Raw genomic sequence first — 17,221 nt, 5'->3', positions numbered from 1 at the left:
GGCCGTATCGGACGCCGGAGCCGCCCGTCAAGGCATCGTCACCTTGGCCCTGACGATCTGCAGACGAATTTTGCAGCCCGACCGGCGTCGTCGCGGTGCATTCGGCTTCAATGGCCGAACGCGGCGGCCAGCGCCCGCAATTCGCGCCGCACGCGATCAAGTACACTCTCATACTCGCGCGTCTCGGTCTGCCGGAACAGCCGCACGCTCGGATACCAGGGGCTGTCCGCGCGATCGAGCAGCCAGCGGTAGTCAGGCGTCCATGGCAGCAGGATCCAGGTCGGACGTCCCAGGGCGCCGGCGAGATGGGCAACGCTGGTGTCGACCGTGATCACGAGATCAAGGCAAGCGATCAACGCGGCGGTGTCGGAGAAGTCGGTGAGATCGGCGGTCAGGTCGACGATGTCGCTTCTCTCGCGCAGCACCGCCGCATCATGCGGGCGCGGCGCCTTCTGCAGGCTGATATAGGTAGCGTCGATGTCGAGGATGCGGGACAGCGTTCGCAGCGGAATCGAGCGCGTCTCGTCATTCACGTGGAATGGATCGCCGGACCAGACCAGGCCGACCCGGAGCCTGCTGCGAGGGCCAAGGCGATTGTCCCAGGCCTGAACAAGGCTGTCCGGAGGGGCCGGCAGATACAGTCCCGACGGGATCGTATCGAGACGGGTCTCGAAGGCGAGCGGCAGGCTGGATATCGGGCAGTGCAGATCGAAAGCCGGCAGCGTGCCCATCGCCGACCTCGGAACGCAAAGGGATGCACCGCCCAGCGCCGACATCAGCCGATGCAGCGGGTCTTGAACGACCAGAATAACGCGTGCTCCACGCTCCGCCAGCATGGGGACGTAGCGGACGAAGTGAATGGTGTCGCCCAATCCCTCGTCCGCCGCGACAAGGATCGTCTTTCCCTCGATGTTTTCTTCCCCGAGCCACATCGGTCGCTGAAACTCAGGGTGTCTGGCCGAAGGCAATTTCAATCGGGCCTGGTGTCCCTGCCAGCCGGCTTCGAGATTGCCCGTCAGGAGATGGGCCAGAGACACATTCCATTCCGTCACCGTACTGTTCAGCCCGAGCGATGTCATCCGATCGGACAGCGCGAAGACCTCGTCGAAGCGATGAAGGTGGAACAGCGCGACCAGCTTGTTGTCGAGAGCATCCACGAAGCGCGGCTGGATCTCGATGGCCTTGTCGAACCATGCCAGCGCCTCTTCATTCCTGCCGAGCCGCCGCAACGAAAGACCGAGATTGTTGCAGATCTCGGCATTATCAGGATCGAGCTGGTGCGCCCGTCTGCCGTCGGTCGCGGAGTCCTCGAACCGTTTCAGGCAATAGAGAACCCATGCGCGGGTCCGCAGCGTCGGGGCATGGTTCGGGAGCAGGCTGTCGCCGAGATCAAGACAGGCAATGGCCTCCTCGTTCCGCCCGAGCTTGTGGAGCACGATCCCGCTCTTATACAGCGCGTCTTGATGATGCGGATTGAGCTCGAGCGCGTGTTGAAAGCTCGGCAGGGCATGATCGAGGCGCGCGAGCTGAACGAAGATGTCGCCACGCTGTCGCCACAGCTCGGCGTCGTCAGGCCGCAGCTGTATCGCCTGGTCGAGGACGTTGAGGGCTTCGTCGCAGCGCCCATATTGCTGCAGGACCGTCGCGAAGCTCGCCAGATATTCCGGCTTCGGTGCGCGCTGGATCGCGCCGACGATCCACTGCAGGGCCTCGTTGTATTGCCTGGCGTGGAGAAACAGCAGGCCCATGAGGTGCTGGGCGTCGGTGTGCTCGGCATCGAGTCCGAGGGCCTGCTGGTAGCAGGCGCGCGCGTCGAGATGCCGTCCGTCCCTGAAATGCGCAAGGCCCGCTTCACAGAAGGCGGCTGCTGTGCTCATCGCTGTTGCGTTCCAGGCGGTCATTGAGTTCTTGCAGGCGGCTCTGCGCTCGCGATGTCGTCAATTCGCGATCATAATCGCTTACGAGCGTAGGGGCGGGAGCTGGTGCGAAGCCGTCGGCGCAGCGCCGGATCAGCCGCTGAGGCCGGAAAGAGGCGAAGCCGGCGCACCGCCGTCTGCAAGCGGCTGACTCGCGCCCGCGGCGCGCATTTTCTTCCGCCGCCTCAGCCTGTCCAGGATCAAATACATCGCCGGCGTCGAGTAGAGCGTGAAGAGCTGGGCGACGACCAGGCCGCCCATGATGGTGATGCCGAGCGGCTGGCGGATCTCGAAGCCCGGGCCGGTGCCGAACGCGATCGGGACGGCGCTCAAGAAAGCCGCCAGCATCGTCATCGTGATCGGCCGCGCCCGCAGCCGTGCCGCGAGCAGGATGGCGTCGTGGGCGTTGAGGCCGCGATGCCGCTCCGCGTCGAGGGCATAGTCGACCATCATGATGGCGTTCTTCATCACCATGCCGACCAGCAGGATACAGGCGATGGTGGTCACCAGCGTGAACTGCGTTCCCGTGGCCCACAGCGCGACCAGCGCGCCGAAGGCGGTCGGCGGCAAGGTAGAGAGAATCGTCAGCGGATGGACGTAGCTCTCGTAGAGCATGCCGAGCGCAATATAGATCGCGATCAGGGCGGCCGCGAACAGCGCCGCCTGCTTGACGATCGACTTGTCCGCCTCCTTGGCCTCGCCGCGGAATTCCGCCTTGATGTCATCGGGCAGCTTGGCCTCGGCCTCTTCCTTGCGGATCGACGCGATGGCGTCGCCGATCGAGGTGCCGGGCTTGATGTCGAACGAGATCGTCGCGGCCGGAAACTGGGCGCTGTGGCGCACCCACATCGCCGCATGCGCGCGCTGCGGTCGGGTCAATGCCGTTAATGGTACCGATTTGCCGCTGGCGCTTGGCACGTAAATCTGGCCCATCGAGCCGGGGTCGCTCGCCGCCTGCGGCTCGACCTCGAAGATCACGCGCGCATAATTGGTCGGAAGGAACAGCAGATTGATCTGGCGCTGGCCGAAGGCGTCGTTGAGCGTGTTGTCGACTGCGACCGGCGTGACGCCGAGCATCGCGGCGCGCAGGCGGTCGATGGTCAGGCCGGCCTGCAGGCCGCCGGTTTCCCAGCTCGCGATGACGTCGATGATCTGCGGAATGCCGCGGACGCGGCGGATCATGTTTTCCGCGGCGCGGAGCACCTGCTCCTCGTCGATGCCCCACAGCGTATATTGATAACGCGAGCCGGCGGACTGGACGCCGAGATTGAGATCCTGAAGCGGCACGAAGAAAACCCTTACGCCGTCAATCCTGTTCATGCGTTCGCGCAACCGCGCGATCACTTGCTGGATCGACAGCTTGCGGACGTCAGGCGGCTTGAGCGCGACCAGCATCTGCCCGATGCTGAGCGCGTTGCCATTGCCCTCGCCGATGTAGGACGTCAGACCTGAGATTGCGGGATCTTCCAGGATCGCCGCGCCGACGGCGCGCTGCCGGTCCTCCATGGACAGGAACGAGATGTTCGACGGAGCCACGGTCCGCACGAACATCACGCCGGTGTCCTGGGTCGGCATGAAACCCTTCGGCAGCTGCAGATAGAGCCAGACGCTTCCTGCCGTCAGCGCGGCGATCATCAGGACGGTGAGAAGGCGGTGGCGCAGCGTCCAGTCGAGGCTGCGGGCATAGAAGGTGCGGCGCTGGGGGACCGCATCGGGATTGTGCAGCTTCTGCCGGCCGCGATCCAAGAGATGTCCGCACATCATCGGTGTCAGCGTCAGCGAGATCGCCGCCGAGGAGACGATGGCGACCACCAACGTCACGCCGAACTCGCGGAAATAACGCCCGACGACGTCAGGCATGAACAGGATCGGGATCAGCGCCGCGATCAGCGCGACGGTGATGGCGACGACCGTGAACGCCATCTGGCGGGCGCCTTTGATTGCGGCCTGCAGCGCCGGCTCGCCTTCGGACATGCGCCGGATGATGTTCTCGATCATGACGATGGCATCGTCCACCACGAAGCCGGCGGCGATGGTCAGCGCCATCAGCGACAGATTGTCCAGGCTGAACCCGCACAGGCTCATCACGAACAGGGTTGCGGCCAGCGAGACCGGGATCGTGACGCTCGGGATCAATGTGGCCCAGAACCGCCTGAGGAACAACGCGATGACCAGCACGACGAGCGCGGAGGCGATCACCAGCGTAAGCTTGACGTCGTTCACGGCGGCCCGGATCAGCGTGGTGCGATCGTAGATCGTATGCAGCTTGATGCCGGGCGGCAGCCAGCGCTGGATTTCCGGCAGCTCGGCCTTGATGGCGTCGACGGTCTCGACGATGTTGGCGTCAGATTGCTTATAGACAAACAGAACGATGCCGCGCTCGGTGCCGTACCAGCCGGCGAGACGGTTGTTGATGACGCTGTCGGTCACCGACGCGACGTCGCCGAGGCGGATCGGGGCGCCGTTGCGCCAGGCCAGCACGATATCGCGATATTCGGAGGCCTGCAGCAGCTGGTCGTTGGCTTCGATGGTGAGGCGCTGGCCATCGACCGACACCGCGCCCTTCGGCAGGTTCTGCGATGCATTGAGGACGGCGACGCGCGCCGCTTCCAGCGACAGGTTCATGGCGGCCAGCCGCGCCGGCGACACCTGGATGCGCACCGCGCTGCGCTCGGCGCCGGTGACGTTGATTCGCGCGACGCCCGGCAGCTGCGACAGTTTTGGTGAGATCACGCCGTCGGCAAGGCTGTAGACCTCTCCGGGCGTGAACACGTCGCTGGTCAAGGCGAGCGCGACGACCGCCGCGCCCGCGGGATTGGCCTTCCAATAGGTGGGTGGCCAAGGTCCCTTCGGCAGGTTTGGCCCTGCCGAGTTGATGGCAGCCTGGACCGCCCCGGCCGCGGCATCGATGTCGACGGAGAGCTCGAACTGCACCGTAATGCTCGTGCCGCCCATGGCGCTGAACGAGGTGATTTCCGTCACGCCCGGGATTAGCGCGAGCGTGGTCTCGATCGGCTGCGCCAGCGCGTTCGCGACCGTGACCGGGCTCGCGCCGGGGAAAGGCGCGTAGATTCCGATCGTGGGCCGCTCCACTGCCGGCACCGAGGCGATCGGCAGACGAAAATAGGCGACGCAACCGAGCAGGAACACGCCGATCATCAGCAGCGTCGTCGCCACCGGCCGCAGCACGAATTGTGCGGTGATGCTCACGGCGCCGGCCGCTCGGCTTGCGGCAGCGCCGCCGGATCATCGGCGGATCGCCATCCGAACCTTGCGCGGAGCGAGGCAAACGCGAGATAGACGACGGGCGTCGTATAGAGCGTGAGAACTTGCGAGACGATCAATCCGCCGACGATGGCGATGCCGAGCGGCTGGCGCAGCTCGGAGCCGGTGCCCGAGCCGATCGCCAGCGGCAGCGCGCCGAACAGCGCCGCCATCGTCGTCATCATGATCGGACGGAAGCGGAGGATGCAGGCCTGCCGGATGGCGTCGAACGAGGACGCGCCGTCCTCGCGCTCGGCGGCGAGGGCGAAATCCACCATCATGATGGCGTTCTTCTTGACGATGCCGATGAGGAGGATGATGCCGATCAGCGAGATCAGATTGAGATCCTGCCGGTACAGCATCAACGCCAGCAAGGCGCCGATGCCTGCCGACGGCAAGGTCGACAGGATCGTGATCGGGTGGATGTAGCTCTCATAGAGCATGCCGAGGATCAGATAGACCGTCACGATCGCGGCGAGCAGCAGCCATTTCTCGTCCGAGAGCGAGTTGGCAAACTCGGCGGCTGTGCCGATCAGCTTGGTCGTGACCGCATCCGGCAGTCCGATCTCGCGCTCGGTCTGGCGCAGTGCCTCCGTCGCCTGGCTCAGCGAAACGCCCTCGGCCAGGTTGAACGAGATCGTGGTGGCGGGAAACAGGCCCTGGTGCGAAATCAGCAGCGGCGCGTGCTGCCGCTCGATCCGCGCGAAGGCCGACAGCGGCACCGGCACGGAGGCCTTGCTGAAGGCGCCGCTGAAGCCGCTGGTCTGCTGGTCGATGGTGCTGGCCTGGGCCGCGGCCGCGGTCAGATAGATCTTGCCCAGGATATCAGGATCGTTGCGCAAGGCAGGATCGACCTCGAGGATCACGTGATACTGGGTGAGGGGGCCGAACACGGTTGCGATCTGGCGCTGCCCGAATGCGTCATACAGTGTCTGGTCGATCGTGTTCAGGCTGACGCCGTAGCTTGCCGCGAGCTGGCGGTCGATGGTGACGGACATCTGCAGGCCTTCGTCCTGGCGGTCGTCGGCGACGTCGGCGAGCTCCGGGCGCTTGCGAAGCGCCTCGACCAGGCGCCGGCTCCAGAGCCGAAGCTCGTCCTCGTCGAGATCCTGCAGCGCATACTGGTATTGCGTGCGTGCGACGCGCGATTCGATCTGCAGATCTTGCGCCGGCTGCAAATGCAGCGTGATGCCGTGGACGCCCTCGACCGCATGCTGCAGCCGCGCCATCACGGCGGCTGCGGATGATTTCCGCGCGTCGGGGCTGCCGATATCGATATAGAGCCGGCCGCTGTTCAACGTCGTGTTGACGGATCCGATACCGACGAAACTACCGACGGTGACGACATCGCCGTCGCGCGCGATCACGGCGGCGAGCTGCTGCTGCCGCTCGGCCATCGCCGCAAACGAGATGTCCTGGGCCGCGTCGGTGGTGCCGATCAACAGGCCGGTGTCCTGCAGCGGCAGGAAGCCCTTGGGGATGGCGACGTACAGCATGCCGGTCGCGACCAGGGTGAACACGGTGAAGACCAGCGTGAGCTTGCGGTGCCTCAGCACCCAGTCGAGCCCCCACAGGTAGAAGCTTGCGGATGCGTCGAAGCCGCGCTCGCTGATGCGGAACAGCCAGCCGTGCTGCGCATCGGGGTCCTCGCGTTGCAAAAGCTGCGCGCACATCATCGGGGTCAGCGTCAGCGAGACGAGTCCTGAGATGACGACGGCAAAGGACAGCGTGATCGCGAATTCCCGGAACAGCCGGCCGACCACGCCGCCCATCAGGAGCAGCGGGATGAACACGGCGATCAGCGAGACCGTCAGCGAGACGATGGTGAAGCCGATTTGCCGCGCGCCCTTCAGGGCCGCCTCGAGCGGATCCTCGCCCTCCTCGACATAGCGCGCGATGTTCTCGATCATCACGATGGCGTCGTCGACGACGAAGCCCGAGGCGATGGTCAGCGCCATCAGCGAGAGATTGTCGAGGCTGAAGCCGCACAGCGCCATGGCGCCGAAGGTTGCAACCAGCGAGACCGGCAGCGTGACGCTCGGGATCACGGTGGCCCACAGCTTGCGCAGGAAGATGAAGATCACCAGCACGACGAGGGCGACCGTCAGCACCAGCGTGAACTGCACGTCGTGGATCGCGGCCCGGATCGTCGTGGTGCGGTCGCTGACGACCGAGATCTTCAGCGCGGCGGGGAGCGAATCCTGCAGCTTCGGCAGGATGCTCTTGATGGCATTCACCACCTCGATCGTGTTGGCGCCGGGCTGGCGCTGGATGTCCAGCAGCACGGCGCGCTCGCCCTGGAACCAGGCCGCCTGCTCGGAATCCTCGACGCCGTCGATGGCGCTGCCGACATCGTGCAGCAGCACTGGCGCGCCGTTGCGATAGGCGATCACCGCATCCTGATAGGCCTCCGCGGTGAAGAGCTGGTCGTTGGTGTCGACGTGAAACGCCTGCCGCGGCCCATCCAGCGACCCCTTCGGATTGTCTGCGGTGGTGGCGGCGATGCCGCGGCGGACGTCGTCGAGCGACATGCCGAGCCCGGCCAGTCTCGTGGGGTTCATCTGCAGGCGTATTGCTCGGGTCTGCCCGCCCTCGATGCTGACGGCGCCGACGCCCGGGATCTGCGACAGCTTTGGCACCAGAATGGTCGCGGCGTGATCATTGGCCTCGTGCAGCGCCATCGTCCTGGAGGTCAGTGCCAGGATCAGCACCGGCGTATCGGCCGGATTGACCATGCGATAGGTCGGCGGGCTCGGCAGCTGCTCGACCGGAATCCAGCCCGCCGCCGCATTGATCCGCGCCTGCACGTCCTGCGCGGCCGCGTCGATCTTGCGTGACAGATCGAATTGCAACGTGATCTGGCTGTAGCCGTACGAGCTGGTCGAGCTCATGTCCGTCAGCCCCGAGATCGTGCCGAAATAATGCTCCAGCGGCGCGGTGATCGAGGTTGCGACGACGGTGGCGGAGGCGCCGGGATAGCGCGTCACCACCTGGATGGTGGGAAAGTCGACATTCGGAAGCGGCGCGATCGGCAGCTCACGGTAGCCGAGCATGCCCAGCAGCACGACCGCGACGATCATCAGCGTCGTTGCGATCGGCCGGAGGATGAAGGGCGCGGACATGGCGGACCTCAGTCAACGCGCGGCTCGGAGCGCGGCTGGGTGCCCGGCTGCGCCTTGGCGGTCGGCGTCACGCCCTCGATCGTGATGCGGGAGCCGTTCTCGAGCCGGTAATAGCCGTCGGTGACGACGCGTTCGCCTTTGGCGAGGCCGCGCTCGATCATCGCGCGTCCGTCGAAGATCTGCCCGACCGTGACCGGCCGGAACGCCGCCGTATCGTCCGCCTTCGCGACCCAGACGAAATCGCCGCGCGGTCCGTGCCGCACGGCGATCGCGGGCGCCGTGATCGCGTTCTTGCGCGTGTCCACCGTGATCCGCCCGTTGGCAAAATTGCCCGGCCAGAGTTTCAGCGCCTTGTTGGGAAACGTCGCCTTCAGTTTGATCGTGCCGCTGGCCTGATCGACCTGATTGTCGACCAGCGTGATCGTGCCCTTGTCCAGCTCGGTGGTATTGTCGGCCGTGAGCGCGACCACCGGCGCATCGGCCTGGCCGAGGCTGAGCCGGGTCTGGCCGACGGCGACCGCAGCCAGGGTGAAGATCACCGAGATCGGCTGCAACTGCGTGACGGTGACGAGGGTCGCCGGCGACACCGCGCGGACATAATTGCCCTGGTCGACCTGGCGGATGCCGAGCCGTCCGCTGATCGGCGCGCGGACGCTGGTGAAGCCGAGCTGCGTGCGCGCATATTCGGTCTGGGCGTCGTCGTTCCGAACCTGCGCCTTGTACTGCTCGACCAGCGCGTGCTGCTGGTCCACCACCTGCCGGGAGATCGCGGCGGCCTTCTGGATCAGCGCGTCGTAGCGCTCCATGTCGATCTGGGCGCCGTCCAGCAGCGCCTGGTCCTTCTGCCTCACCGCGATCTGCTGATCGAGCTGGGCCTGGAACGGCCGCGGATCGATGATTGCGAGGATGTCGCCTTGCTTGACGTCCTGCCCTTCCTGGAAAAGGATCTGGACGATCTCGCCGTCGACCCGGCTCTGCACGTTGACGGTGTTGTAGGCCTGGATCGTGCCGATGCCGGTCAGGTAAATCGGGACGTCCTCTGCCTTCGCGGCCGCGACCTTTACGGCGACCGGCGGCCGTGCTGCAGGCGTGGCGGCGGCAGTTTGCTCGGCTTCCGCCGCCTGGATGAAGGGCAGCGCGAACGGAAGCTTGAGGTCATGCCTGAAATAATAGCCGGCATAGCCCGCCGGCAACACGACCAGCGCGGCGATGAGGAGTTTTGCTGTACGTTTCACGTTCAAGCCCATCACCCCAAGCCGGCCGCCAATACCCGGTTGATTGTCCCGGCGCGGAACCTCTTAGCATGAAGCAACCTGACGTTGATATCGGCAGGACGCGATATGCTACCATCCGTAACATTAGCACGCGTAGCGGATAGAGATCAACGGCGCTTGCGTTGCTGAACGTCTGGCTTGCCGATGGATTTTGGCGGGGCCCGACCCCCGGTGCCGCCCTAGACGACTTCGACCGTCGCCGCGTCGAACTGGGTGCCGGCGCCGCGATGACGTGCGAGCACCTCGCCCGATAGCTCCGACACCGCGTTTTGCGCGGTGCTATCCAGCATCGCGTGGACGCGCTTAGCTGATGCTACCAGCAACGCCGGATCGAGCTTGCCCTGGTCGACGCCGTTGATGATCGACCGGGCAAGGCTGCGGGCGCGTTCGGTGTCGGTCAGGTGCGAGCAGATCATCAGCATGTCGTTGCCGGCGGCCATGAAGCGCGCGCCGGAATCCGGCGCGTCCAGCCGGCCCGCCATGGCGCGCATGCCGACGTCGTCGGACACGATCACGCCTCGGAAATTCATCGCCTCGCGCAACAGCCCGTGCGTGATCGCGCGCGACAGCGTGACGGGATCGTTGGGGTCGAGCTTCCGGTACAGGATGTGCGACGTCATGATCATCTCGATGCCATCGGCGATCGCCGCGGCAAACGGCAGCAGCTCGCGCGCCTTGATCTGGTCGAGGTCGAGATCGAGCACCGGCAATTCATGATGCGAATCCACCTGCGTGTCGCCGTGTCCCGGAAAATGCTTGCCGCAGGCGCGGACGCCGCGGCGTTCCATGGCCTTGGTGAACGGCAGCATCGACTTGATGACCTCGTCGGCCGAGCGGCCGAAGGCGCGCTCCCCGATCACGGGATTGGCGGGGTTGCTGTGAATGTCGAGCACCGGCGCAAAATTCAGATTGCAGCCGAGCGAGGCGAGCTCGACGCCCATGGCATCGCCGACCTGCTCCGCGGTGCCGGCCCAGCGCGCCGCATAGGAGAAGCGCGTGATCGGCGCCGGCGTGCGGCAGACGCGTCCGCCTTCGTGATCGATGGCGATGAACTGCTTGTCGCGCTGCGAGGCATCGCGGATCGCGGCGATCAGGTCCCGGTGGATCGACAGCCAGTCCCGATAGGGCAGATCGTGCCGGAAATTGCTCTTGTAGAGGATGACGCCGGCGGGCCGCAGATCCCGCAGCAGCGCGCGGTCGCGGTCATCGAGGACGCTGGTCGGCCGCAGGCCAAGGAAGAAATGGTCACCGACCGTTGAAAGCAGGGAATCGTTCATCCGCCGGGCCGCCACAGTGGTTTGGTTGATTGAGATGGAGCTGGACGCAACGCGAATACTCAGCCCCTGCGCGAGCAGTCGAACCGCCCGCTTCGTCATCTCAATATTCCAAATTTCCTCAACGGAATCAATATTCAAATCAAACGTCACGGGCAGCTGCGCCGGCAAGGTCAGCGTTGATCGCCATGCCGGCGCGATATTCTCACGCCACAGCCAGCACCGGCTGCTTCGGCTGCCGTCCAATCATCAGCGACAGCACGGCAGCAATGATGCCGGTGACGCCCGCGATCATGAAGGCCTGCAGATAGTCGCCCTGCGACGAGCGCATGAAGCCGGCGAAGAAGGCGGCGCAGGCCGCCCCTAACTGATGGCCGGCGACCACCCAGCCGAAGATCAGCGGCGCATTCTTGTCGCCGAACGCCTCGTTGGCGATGCGCACGGTCGGGGGCACGGTTGCGATCCAGTCGAGGCCGTAGAACACCGCGAACACCGACAGGCTGACAAAGGAGAAATCCGAGTAGGGCAGGTAGATCAGCGACAGCCCGCGCAGGCCGTAATAGAAGAACAGCAGCTTGCGCGGATCGAAGCGGTCGGTGAGCCAGCCCGACAGCGTGGTGCCGAACAGGTCGAAGAACCCCATCAGCGCCAGCAGGCTCGCGGCCTGAACCTCGAAGATGCCGTGATCGCCGCAGAACGCGATCAGATGGGTGCCGACGAGGCCGTTGGTGGTGAAGCCGCAGATGAAGAAGGTCGCGAACAGGAACCAGAAGGTCGGCACCTTGGCGGCGCGTACGAGGTTGCTGATCGCGGCGACGAACGGGTTGCCCTGCGCCGGGCTTGCGGGCTGGTCCTCATGCGGGCTGCCATAGGAGCGCAGGCCGATCGCGGCCGGCCGTTCCGGCACCAGAACATACACCAGCGGAATCAGCGCCGCGCAGCATGCGGCGACCGTCAGCACCACCGGCTGCCAGCCGTCCCATTCGACCAGCGCTGCGAGGCCCGGCATGAAGATGAGCGTGCCGGTCGCCGTGCTCGCGGTCAAAAGTCCCATGACCAGGCCGCGATTGGTGGTGAACCAGCGGTTGACGATGGTGGCGCCGAGCACGTTGGCGACCGCGCCCGAGCCGATGCCGGACAGCAGTCCCCAGGTCAGGAACAATTGCCACGGCGCCGTCATGAAATAGCTCAGAGCCGTCGAGGCCGACATCAGCGCCAGCGCGCCCAGCACCGTGCGGCGGATGCCGAAGCGCTGCATCACGGCCGCGGCGAACGGACCCGCGAGGCCATAGAGGAAGATGCCGATTGCGGCCGACGACGAGACCACGCTGACGTCCCAGCCAAAGGCCTTCTGCAGCGGCAGCATCAGCACGCCGGGCGTGGCGCGCAGGCCGGCGGAGGCCAGCAGCGCCAGGAAGATCACGGCAACGACCACGAAGGCGTAGTTTGGGCCGAACGGCCTTTTGGAGATGGCGGAGGATTGAACGGAAGCTGGGGGCATGTTACTTACCGGTACGTATTGCGATGCGGTACTAATACGTACCGGTCAGTAACATTGTCAAGCCCAAACCCACACCCCAAGCTCATGTCGAAGGTCGGACGAAGCCAGATGCCGAAGAAAGCCGAAAAGCCCGTAGCGGCACCCCTCCGCGCCGCCGACCGGATTCGCGCCTCCGCCAGCGAGCTGTTCTACCGCGAGGGCATCCGCGCCGTCGGCGTCGACGAGGTGGTGGACCGGGCCGGCGTCACCAAGCCGAGCCTCTATCGCAGCTTCGCCTCCAAGGACGATCTCGCCGCCGCCTATTTGCGCGACTACGATCTGAGCTTCTGGGAGAATTTTGAACGCCCCGACGGCAAGACCTACAGCAACGCCCGCGATCATGTGCTCGCCTATATCAGCCAGCTCTCGTCGCGCGCCGTCGCCAAAGGCTATCGCGGCTGCGGGCTGAGCAACGCCGCAGTGGAATATCCCTCGCGCGACAATCCCGCGCGCAAGGTTGCCGAAGCGCACAAGAAGGTCTTCCGCAAACGCCTGCGCGAGCTCGCAGCCCACATGGGCGCGCGCCAGCCGAACGTGCTTGGCGATGCGCTCTTGCTGCTGATCGAAGGCATCTATGTCACCGGCCAGCAATCGGAAGACGGCCCGGCGCAGTCGGCGCTTGCGGCGGCGAAGCTGGTGATCGATGCGAGCGTGAAGACGGGGTGAGGTGGCGGTCGCTGCCTACGAAACCACGCGCCCGCAGCTCAGCCGGATAGAGCATCGGACGACGAATCCAAAGGTCGGACGTTCGAATCGTGCAGGGCGCGCCACTCATCATCAGGCATTCACGCGCTCTTCGGCCGAAACGCGACGATAGATCCGGTTGGCTCTTCCTGGTGGATCGCCGCCTCGACGGCCTTCGCAAGCGCGGCCTGGTCGAAGGGCTTTGATAGACGCGGCAGGCTGGATCGCGTGTCGCTGGGAAGGTCCACGTATCCCGAGCTGAGGAGGATGACCGTCCCGGGGCGCTCCGCAGCGACCGCGCTTGCAAGCTGCAGTCCGGTCATGCCCGGCATGGCATAGTCGGTCACGACCAGGTCGATAGTACGCGTGCGGCGGAGCAAATCCAGCGCCTCCTCGCCCGAGCGCGCCGCGAGCACCGTGTGCCCGAGATCCTCCAGCATCACGGCCGTGTTCTCGAGCACCAGGAGGTCGTCGTCGACGACCAGCACGGCGAGCTGCCGGCTGGCCCGAGGCACGGGTGCCGGAGCCTCCGCGCGCAAGTCCGGCACCGCCATCTCTTCGGCTATCGGCAGCCAGATGTCGGCTGTCGTGCCCTCGCCAGGACGGCTCTTCAAGACGAGCCTGCCGCCAGACTGCTCGGCAAGGCCGTGGACCATTGACAGACCGAGCCCGGTGCCTTTGCCGACGCCCTTGGTCGTGAAGAACGGCTCCTGAGCGTGCTTGAGAGTCTCATCGTCCATGCCGCAGCCCGTGTCGCTCACGGAGAGCGCAACATAGCCGCGCGTCGCAAGGCCGCCATCGTCCCGCTCCTCGCGAGCGGCAATGGTGATCAGGCCACCGTCCGGCATCGCATCACGCGCGTTGACCGCCAGGTTGAGGACAGCCAGCTCGAGCTGGTTCGCGTCGACCTTTACCTTCGGCAGGTCCATCGGGAACAGCGTCTCGACACGAATTCCGGCCTCGAATTTCAACAGCGACGCCATGCCGTGCACGAGGTCGCGGACATCGACGACCGCCGGCCTGAGATCCTGCTTACGCGCGAAAGCAAGCATGCGCTGGGTCAGGGAGGCGCCCCGCTGCGCGCCTTGCATCGCGTTGTCCACCAGGCGCTGGATCTTCGGATCGCCCGACGGCAGGCGCTTCTTCAAAAGCTCGAGGCTGCCGAGAACGGCCGCGAGCAGGTTGTTGAAATCGTGGGCCACGCCGCCGGTCAGCTGGCCGATGGTCTCCATCTTCTGCGACATCATCAAGGCTTCGCGCGCTCGATCCAGTGCTTCCTGCGCCCGCCTCCTTTCGCTGACGTCGCGCACGATATTGGCAAAGCCGGCGATTGCGCCGCTTTCGTTCCGCACCGCGACGATCGTTGCCTCCGCCCAGAAGCGGCTGCTGTCCTTGCGCACACGCCAGCCTTCGATTGCGGACTTCCCCTCCCGCTCGGCTTCAACGAGCGCGCGTGCGGGCGCCCCGGTCGCACAGTCGTCCTCGGTATGAAAGATCGTGTAGCTCGTTCCGACGATGTCATCGCGATAGCCCATCAGCCGGCGCGCGCCGAGATTCCAGTTGCCGACGCGCCCATCCGGATCGAGCATGAAGATCGCATGGTCGGCGATACCCTCCACGAGCAGCCGAAAGCGTTCTTCGCTGCGCCTCAGTACGTCGGCCTCGCGTTGGGCGCGCTCCGCGGATGCCCTGTCATAGACGGCGGCGGCGATCCCGATGCTCAGGATCACAATGGTGATGCCGGCGAGCAGGAACCCGAGCGGCGCCTGACCGACGCCGAGATGTCCTGCCTGCCCTGCCATCGGGATCATCGGCAGGAACATGGCGCCTTCCATCGCGGCGTAGTGCATGCCGGAGATCGCAAGGCCCATCACCAATCCCGCGAACAGCCGTTGGACTGCGCTGGTGTTGCGAAAGGCGAGCCAGAGCGCCACGACCGAGGCGCTGATCGCGATCACGATCGAGAGCACGACCCACAGGAGATCGTATGCCATCAAGGCCGCCATTCGCATTGCGGCCATGCCGGTATAATGCATACCGGCGATACCAAGGCCCATCGCGAAGCCCGATGCGAGAAGTGCCTGCGGGCGTCGTCCGACAACGGCGAAGGCGGCAGCGGCGACGACAATAGGAATGACAAGCGAGAGGAGGGTCAGGAATGGATCGTATGAGACCTCTATTCCGGGCAGGTTGAAGGCCAGCATGCCGACAAAATGCATCGACCAGATGCCGCCGCCCATGGCAATCGCGGCGGCTACGAGCCAGGATCGGCGAGCCGACCCCGAAGCAGCTCGCATCCGGGTCGCCAGGTCCAGCGCGGTATAGGAAGCGAGGGCCGCGATCAAAATCGAAAGCGCGACCAGAACGGGATCGTGAAAAGTCGTATGGTGATGCATTTCGGCTGACGCTAGCCGAACTTGCATTCGCGTTCGCGGTCCCGCAAATTGTCCTCCCCCGACGACGCCGAAATCATCCTCGGCACCAGGATCGTTCCCGCCAGACATGACCGCGCCGATGATGGCTGCGATATCCGCACGCTTCGTCAGTCGAGAATCAGTTGAGAAGACTACCGGCCGGCAGCCTGCACCGTAAAGATGGAACAAGTCGGCTGGTTCCCGCACGAGGTGCATGACGGGCGGCCACCCGTCACACGCGGAATGACAGTGCCACGGCAAGCCGGGAACTTGCGCTCAGTCTGCCTGATCTGACCAAGGCAATGCGTCGCGCGCCTCACCGCCACCCAAGCGCGGGAGCGACATGCGTCAAGATCGCCTCGATCGCATGCGCGCAATAGTCGACCCCGAGCTGGTTCGGGATCGTCAGCAGCAGCGTATCGGCCTCGGCAATGGCTTCGTCCTGCCGCAACTGCTCGATCAGCACGTCGGGTTCGGCGGCATAAGAGCGGCCGAAGATCGCGCGCGTCCGCGGATCGATGAAGCCGATCTGGTCCTCGCCGCCGCGCTCGCCGCCGAAATAGGTGCGGTCGCGATCGTCCATCAGCGCAAAAATGCTGCGGCTGACGGAGACGCGCGGCTCGCGGCTGTGGCCGGCTTCCTTCCACGCCGCGCGATAGCTGCGGATCTGCGCGGCCTGCTGCACGTGAAACGGCTCGCCGGTTTCATCGTTCTTGAGCGTCGAGCTCTGCAGATTCATGCCGAGCTTCGCGGCCCACACTGCCGTGGCGTTCGAGCCCGCGCCCCACCAGATCCGTTCGCGCAGGCCTTCCGAATGCGGCTCGAGCCGCAGCAATCCCGGCGGATTGGGAAACATCGGCTGCGGATTGGGTTTTGCAAAACCCTCGCCGCGCAGGATATCGAGAAAGACCTCCGCGTGGCGCCGGCCCATGTCGGCGTCGCTCGCGCCCTCGGCCGGCTGGTAGCCGAAATAGCGCCAGCCGTCGATCACCTGCTCGGGCGAGCCGCGGCTGATGCCGAGCTGAAGCCGTCCGCCGGCGATGAGATCGGCGGAGCCCGCATCCTCCACCATGTAGAGCGGGTTCTCGTAGCGCATGTCGATCACGGCCGTGCCGATCTCGATCTTGCTCGTCCTCGCGCCGACGGCGGCGAGCAGCGGAAACGGCGAGGCGAGCTGCCGCGCGAAATGATGCACGCGGTAATACGCGCCGTCCAGGCCGAGCTGTTCGGCCGCCACCGCAAGCTCGATGGATTGAAGCAGCGTGTCCGCTGCCGAGCGCGTCTGCGATTGGGGCGAGGGTGTCCAGTGTCCGAAGGACAGGAAGCCGAGTTTTTTCATGGGCGTCATTTAACGATGACAGGGACGGCGTCAACCGCCGGCGCGGGCGGTGGGGTATGCGATGGGCCGGTGCAACCGCCGCATTCCAGTCCGGAAGGATGGCGATGCCGAGATGCTGAATCGTCGCCTCCAGCATCGCATCGGCATCGTCGACCTTACGCCGCTGGTGTTCTTTTCCAGCGGGTATCATCCCGGGCCGGGGGGTGCCGATGGAGCGGTGAGGGCAGGGCTATCGCATATAGGAGAGCCTCCCCTGCGGCCATCCTTCGAGACGCCCGCCGTTGGCGGGCCCTCAGGATGAGGACCCGTATGCGGTAGCAGTTTCAACGGGCACCGATGCCGCTTAGCCTCATCCTGAGGAGACCGCGAAGCGGTCGTCTCGAAGGACGAGGCG

Annotated in this window: 9 protein-coding genes; 1 reads left to right on the top strand and 8 read right to left on the bottom strand. The window is 65.3% G+C overall.

Annotated features, from left to right (window positions below; genetic code table 11):
• Positions 1 to 107: 107 nt before the first annotated feature.
• The 6 genes from ABID59_RS16730 to ABID59_RS16705 form a co-directional block, all read right to left on the bottom strand.
• A complete protein-coding gene (locus ABID59_RS16730) occupies positions 108 to 1,877 on the bottom strand; it encodes a tetratricopeptide repeat protein (RefSeq protein WP_354084104.1) in 1,770 nt (589 codons plus the stop codon).
• A 132-nt stretch (positions 1,878 to 2,009) separates the two neighbouring features.
• Positions 2,010 to 5,126 (bottom strand): efflux RND transporter permease subunit, encoded by a 3,117-nt coding sequence (locus ABID59_RS16725; RefSeq protein ID WP_354084103.1) that lies wholly within the window; start codon positions 5,124 to 5,126, stop codon positions 2,010 to 2,012.
• Positions 5,123 to 8,302, bottom strand: a complete 3,180-nt coding sequence (locus tag ABID59_RS16720; RefSeq protein ID WP_354084102.1) for an efflux RND transporter permease subunit — start codon at positions 8,300 to 8,302, stop codon at positions 5,123 to 5,125. The genes ABID59_RS16725 and ABID59_RS16720 overlap by 4 nt, the downstream gene beginning before the upstream one ends.
• An 8-nt stretch (positions 8,303 to 8,310) precedes the next feature.
• Positions 8,311 to 9,537 carry an efflux RND transporter periplasmic adaptor subunit gene (locus ABID59_RS16715; RefSeq protein WP_354084311.1) on the bottom strand — a complete coding sequence of 409 codons (1,227 nt, stop codon included), beginning with the start codon at positions 9,535 to 9,537 and terminating at the stop codon, positions 8,311 to 8,313.
• 218 nt (positions 9,538 to 9,755) lie between these two features.
• Positions 9,756 to 10,853 carry a glycoside hydrolase family 3 N-terminal domain-containing protein gene (locus ABID59_RS16710; RefSeq protein WP_354084101.1) on the bottom strand — a complete coding sequence of 366 codons (1,098 nt, stop codon included), beginning with the start codon at positions 10,851 to 10,853 and terminating at the stop codon, positions 9,756 to 9,758.
• Positions 10,854 to 11,055: 202 nt separating this feature from the next.
• Positions 11,056 to 12,351: an MFS transporter gene (locus tag ABID59_RS16705; RefSeq protein WP_354084100.1), complete on the bottom strand. Its 1,296-nt coding sequence runs from the start codon at positions 12,349 to 12,351 to the stop codon at positions 11,056 to 11,058.
• Between the two features lie 108 nt (positions 12,352 to 12,459).
• Here ABID59_RS16705 and ABID59_RS16700 point away from each other — a divergent pair, with 108 nt between their 5' ends.
• On the top strand, positions 12,460 to 13,056 hold the full coding sequence (locus ABID59_RS16700) for a TetR/AcrR family transcriptional regulator (RefSeq protein WP_354084099.1): 597 nt from the start codon (positions 12,460 to 12,462) through the stop codon (positions 13,054 to 13,056).
• A 119-nt stretch (positions 13,057 to 13,175) separates the two neighbouring features.
• Here ABID59_RS16700 and ABID59_RS16695 read toward each other — a convergent pair whose 3' ends face one another.
• Both ABID59_RS16695 and ABID59_RS16690 read right to left on the bottom strand, forming a co-directional pair.
• Positions 13,176 to 15,470 carry an MHYT domain-containing protein gene (locus ABID59_RS16695; RefSeq protein ID WP_354084310.1) on the bottom strand — a complete coding sequence of 765 codons (2,295 nt, stop codon included), beginning with the start codon at positions 15,468 to 15,470 and terminating at the stop codon, positions 13,176 to 13,178.
• Positions 15,471 to 15,804: 334 nt separating this feature from the next.
• Positions 15,805 to 16,827 carry an LLM class flavin-dependent oxidoreductase gene (locus ABID59_RS16690; protein ID WP_354084098.1) on the bottom strand — a complete coding sequence of 341 codons (1,023 nt, stop codon included), beginning with the start codon at positions 16,825 to 16,827 and terminating at the stop codon, positions 15,805 to 15,807.
• Positions 16,828 to 17,221 lie beyond the last annotated feature (394 nt).

This window comes from Bradyrhizobium sp. S3.3.6 (assembly GCF_040546905.1).
Lineage (GTDB): Bacteria > Pseudomonadota > Alphaproteobacteria > Rhizobiales > Xanthobacteraceae > Bradyrhizobium > Bradyrhizobium cytisi.
The sequence above is the reverse complement of the archived record's forward strand: the minus strand, read 5'-3'. Positions and strand labels throughout refer to the sequence as shown.

Coding starts and splice junctions, on each gene's coding strand:
- ABID59_RS16730 (WP_354084104.1), bottom strand. CDS start 1,877: ATGAGCACAGCAGCCGCCTTCTGTGAAGCGGGCCTTGCGCATTTCAGG.
- ABID59_RS16720 (WP_354084102.1), bottom strand. CDS start 8,302: ATGTCCGCGCCCTTCATCCTCCGGCCGATCGCAACGACGCTGATGATC.
- ABID59_RS16710 (WP_354084101.1), bottom strand. CDS start 10,853: ATGAACGATTCCCTGCTTTCAACGGTCGGTGACCATTTCTTCCTTGGC.
- ABID59_RS16705 (WP_354084100.1), bottom strand. CDS start 12,351: ATGCCCCCAGCTTCCGTTCAATCCTCCGCCATCTCCAAAAGGCCGTTC.
- ABID59_RS16700 (WP_354084099.1), top strand. CDS start 12,460: ATGCCGAAGAAAGCCGAAAAGCCCGTAGCGGCACCCCTCCGCGCCGCC.
- ABID59_RS16695 (WP_354084310.1), bottom strand. CDS start 15,470: ATGCATCACCATACGACTTTTCACGATCCCGTTCTGGTCGCGCTTTCG.
- ABID59_RS16690 (WP_354084098.1), bottom strand. CDS start 16,827: ATGAAAAAACTCGGCTTCCTGTCCTTCGGACACTGGACACCCTCGCCC.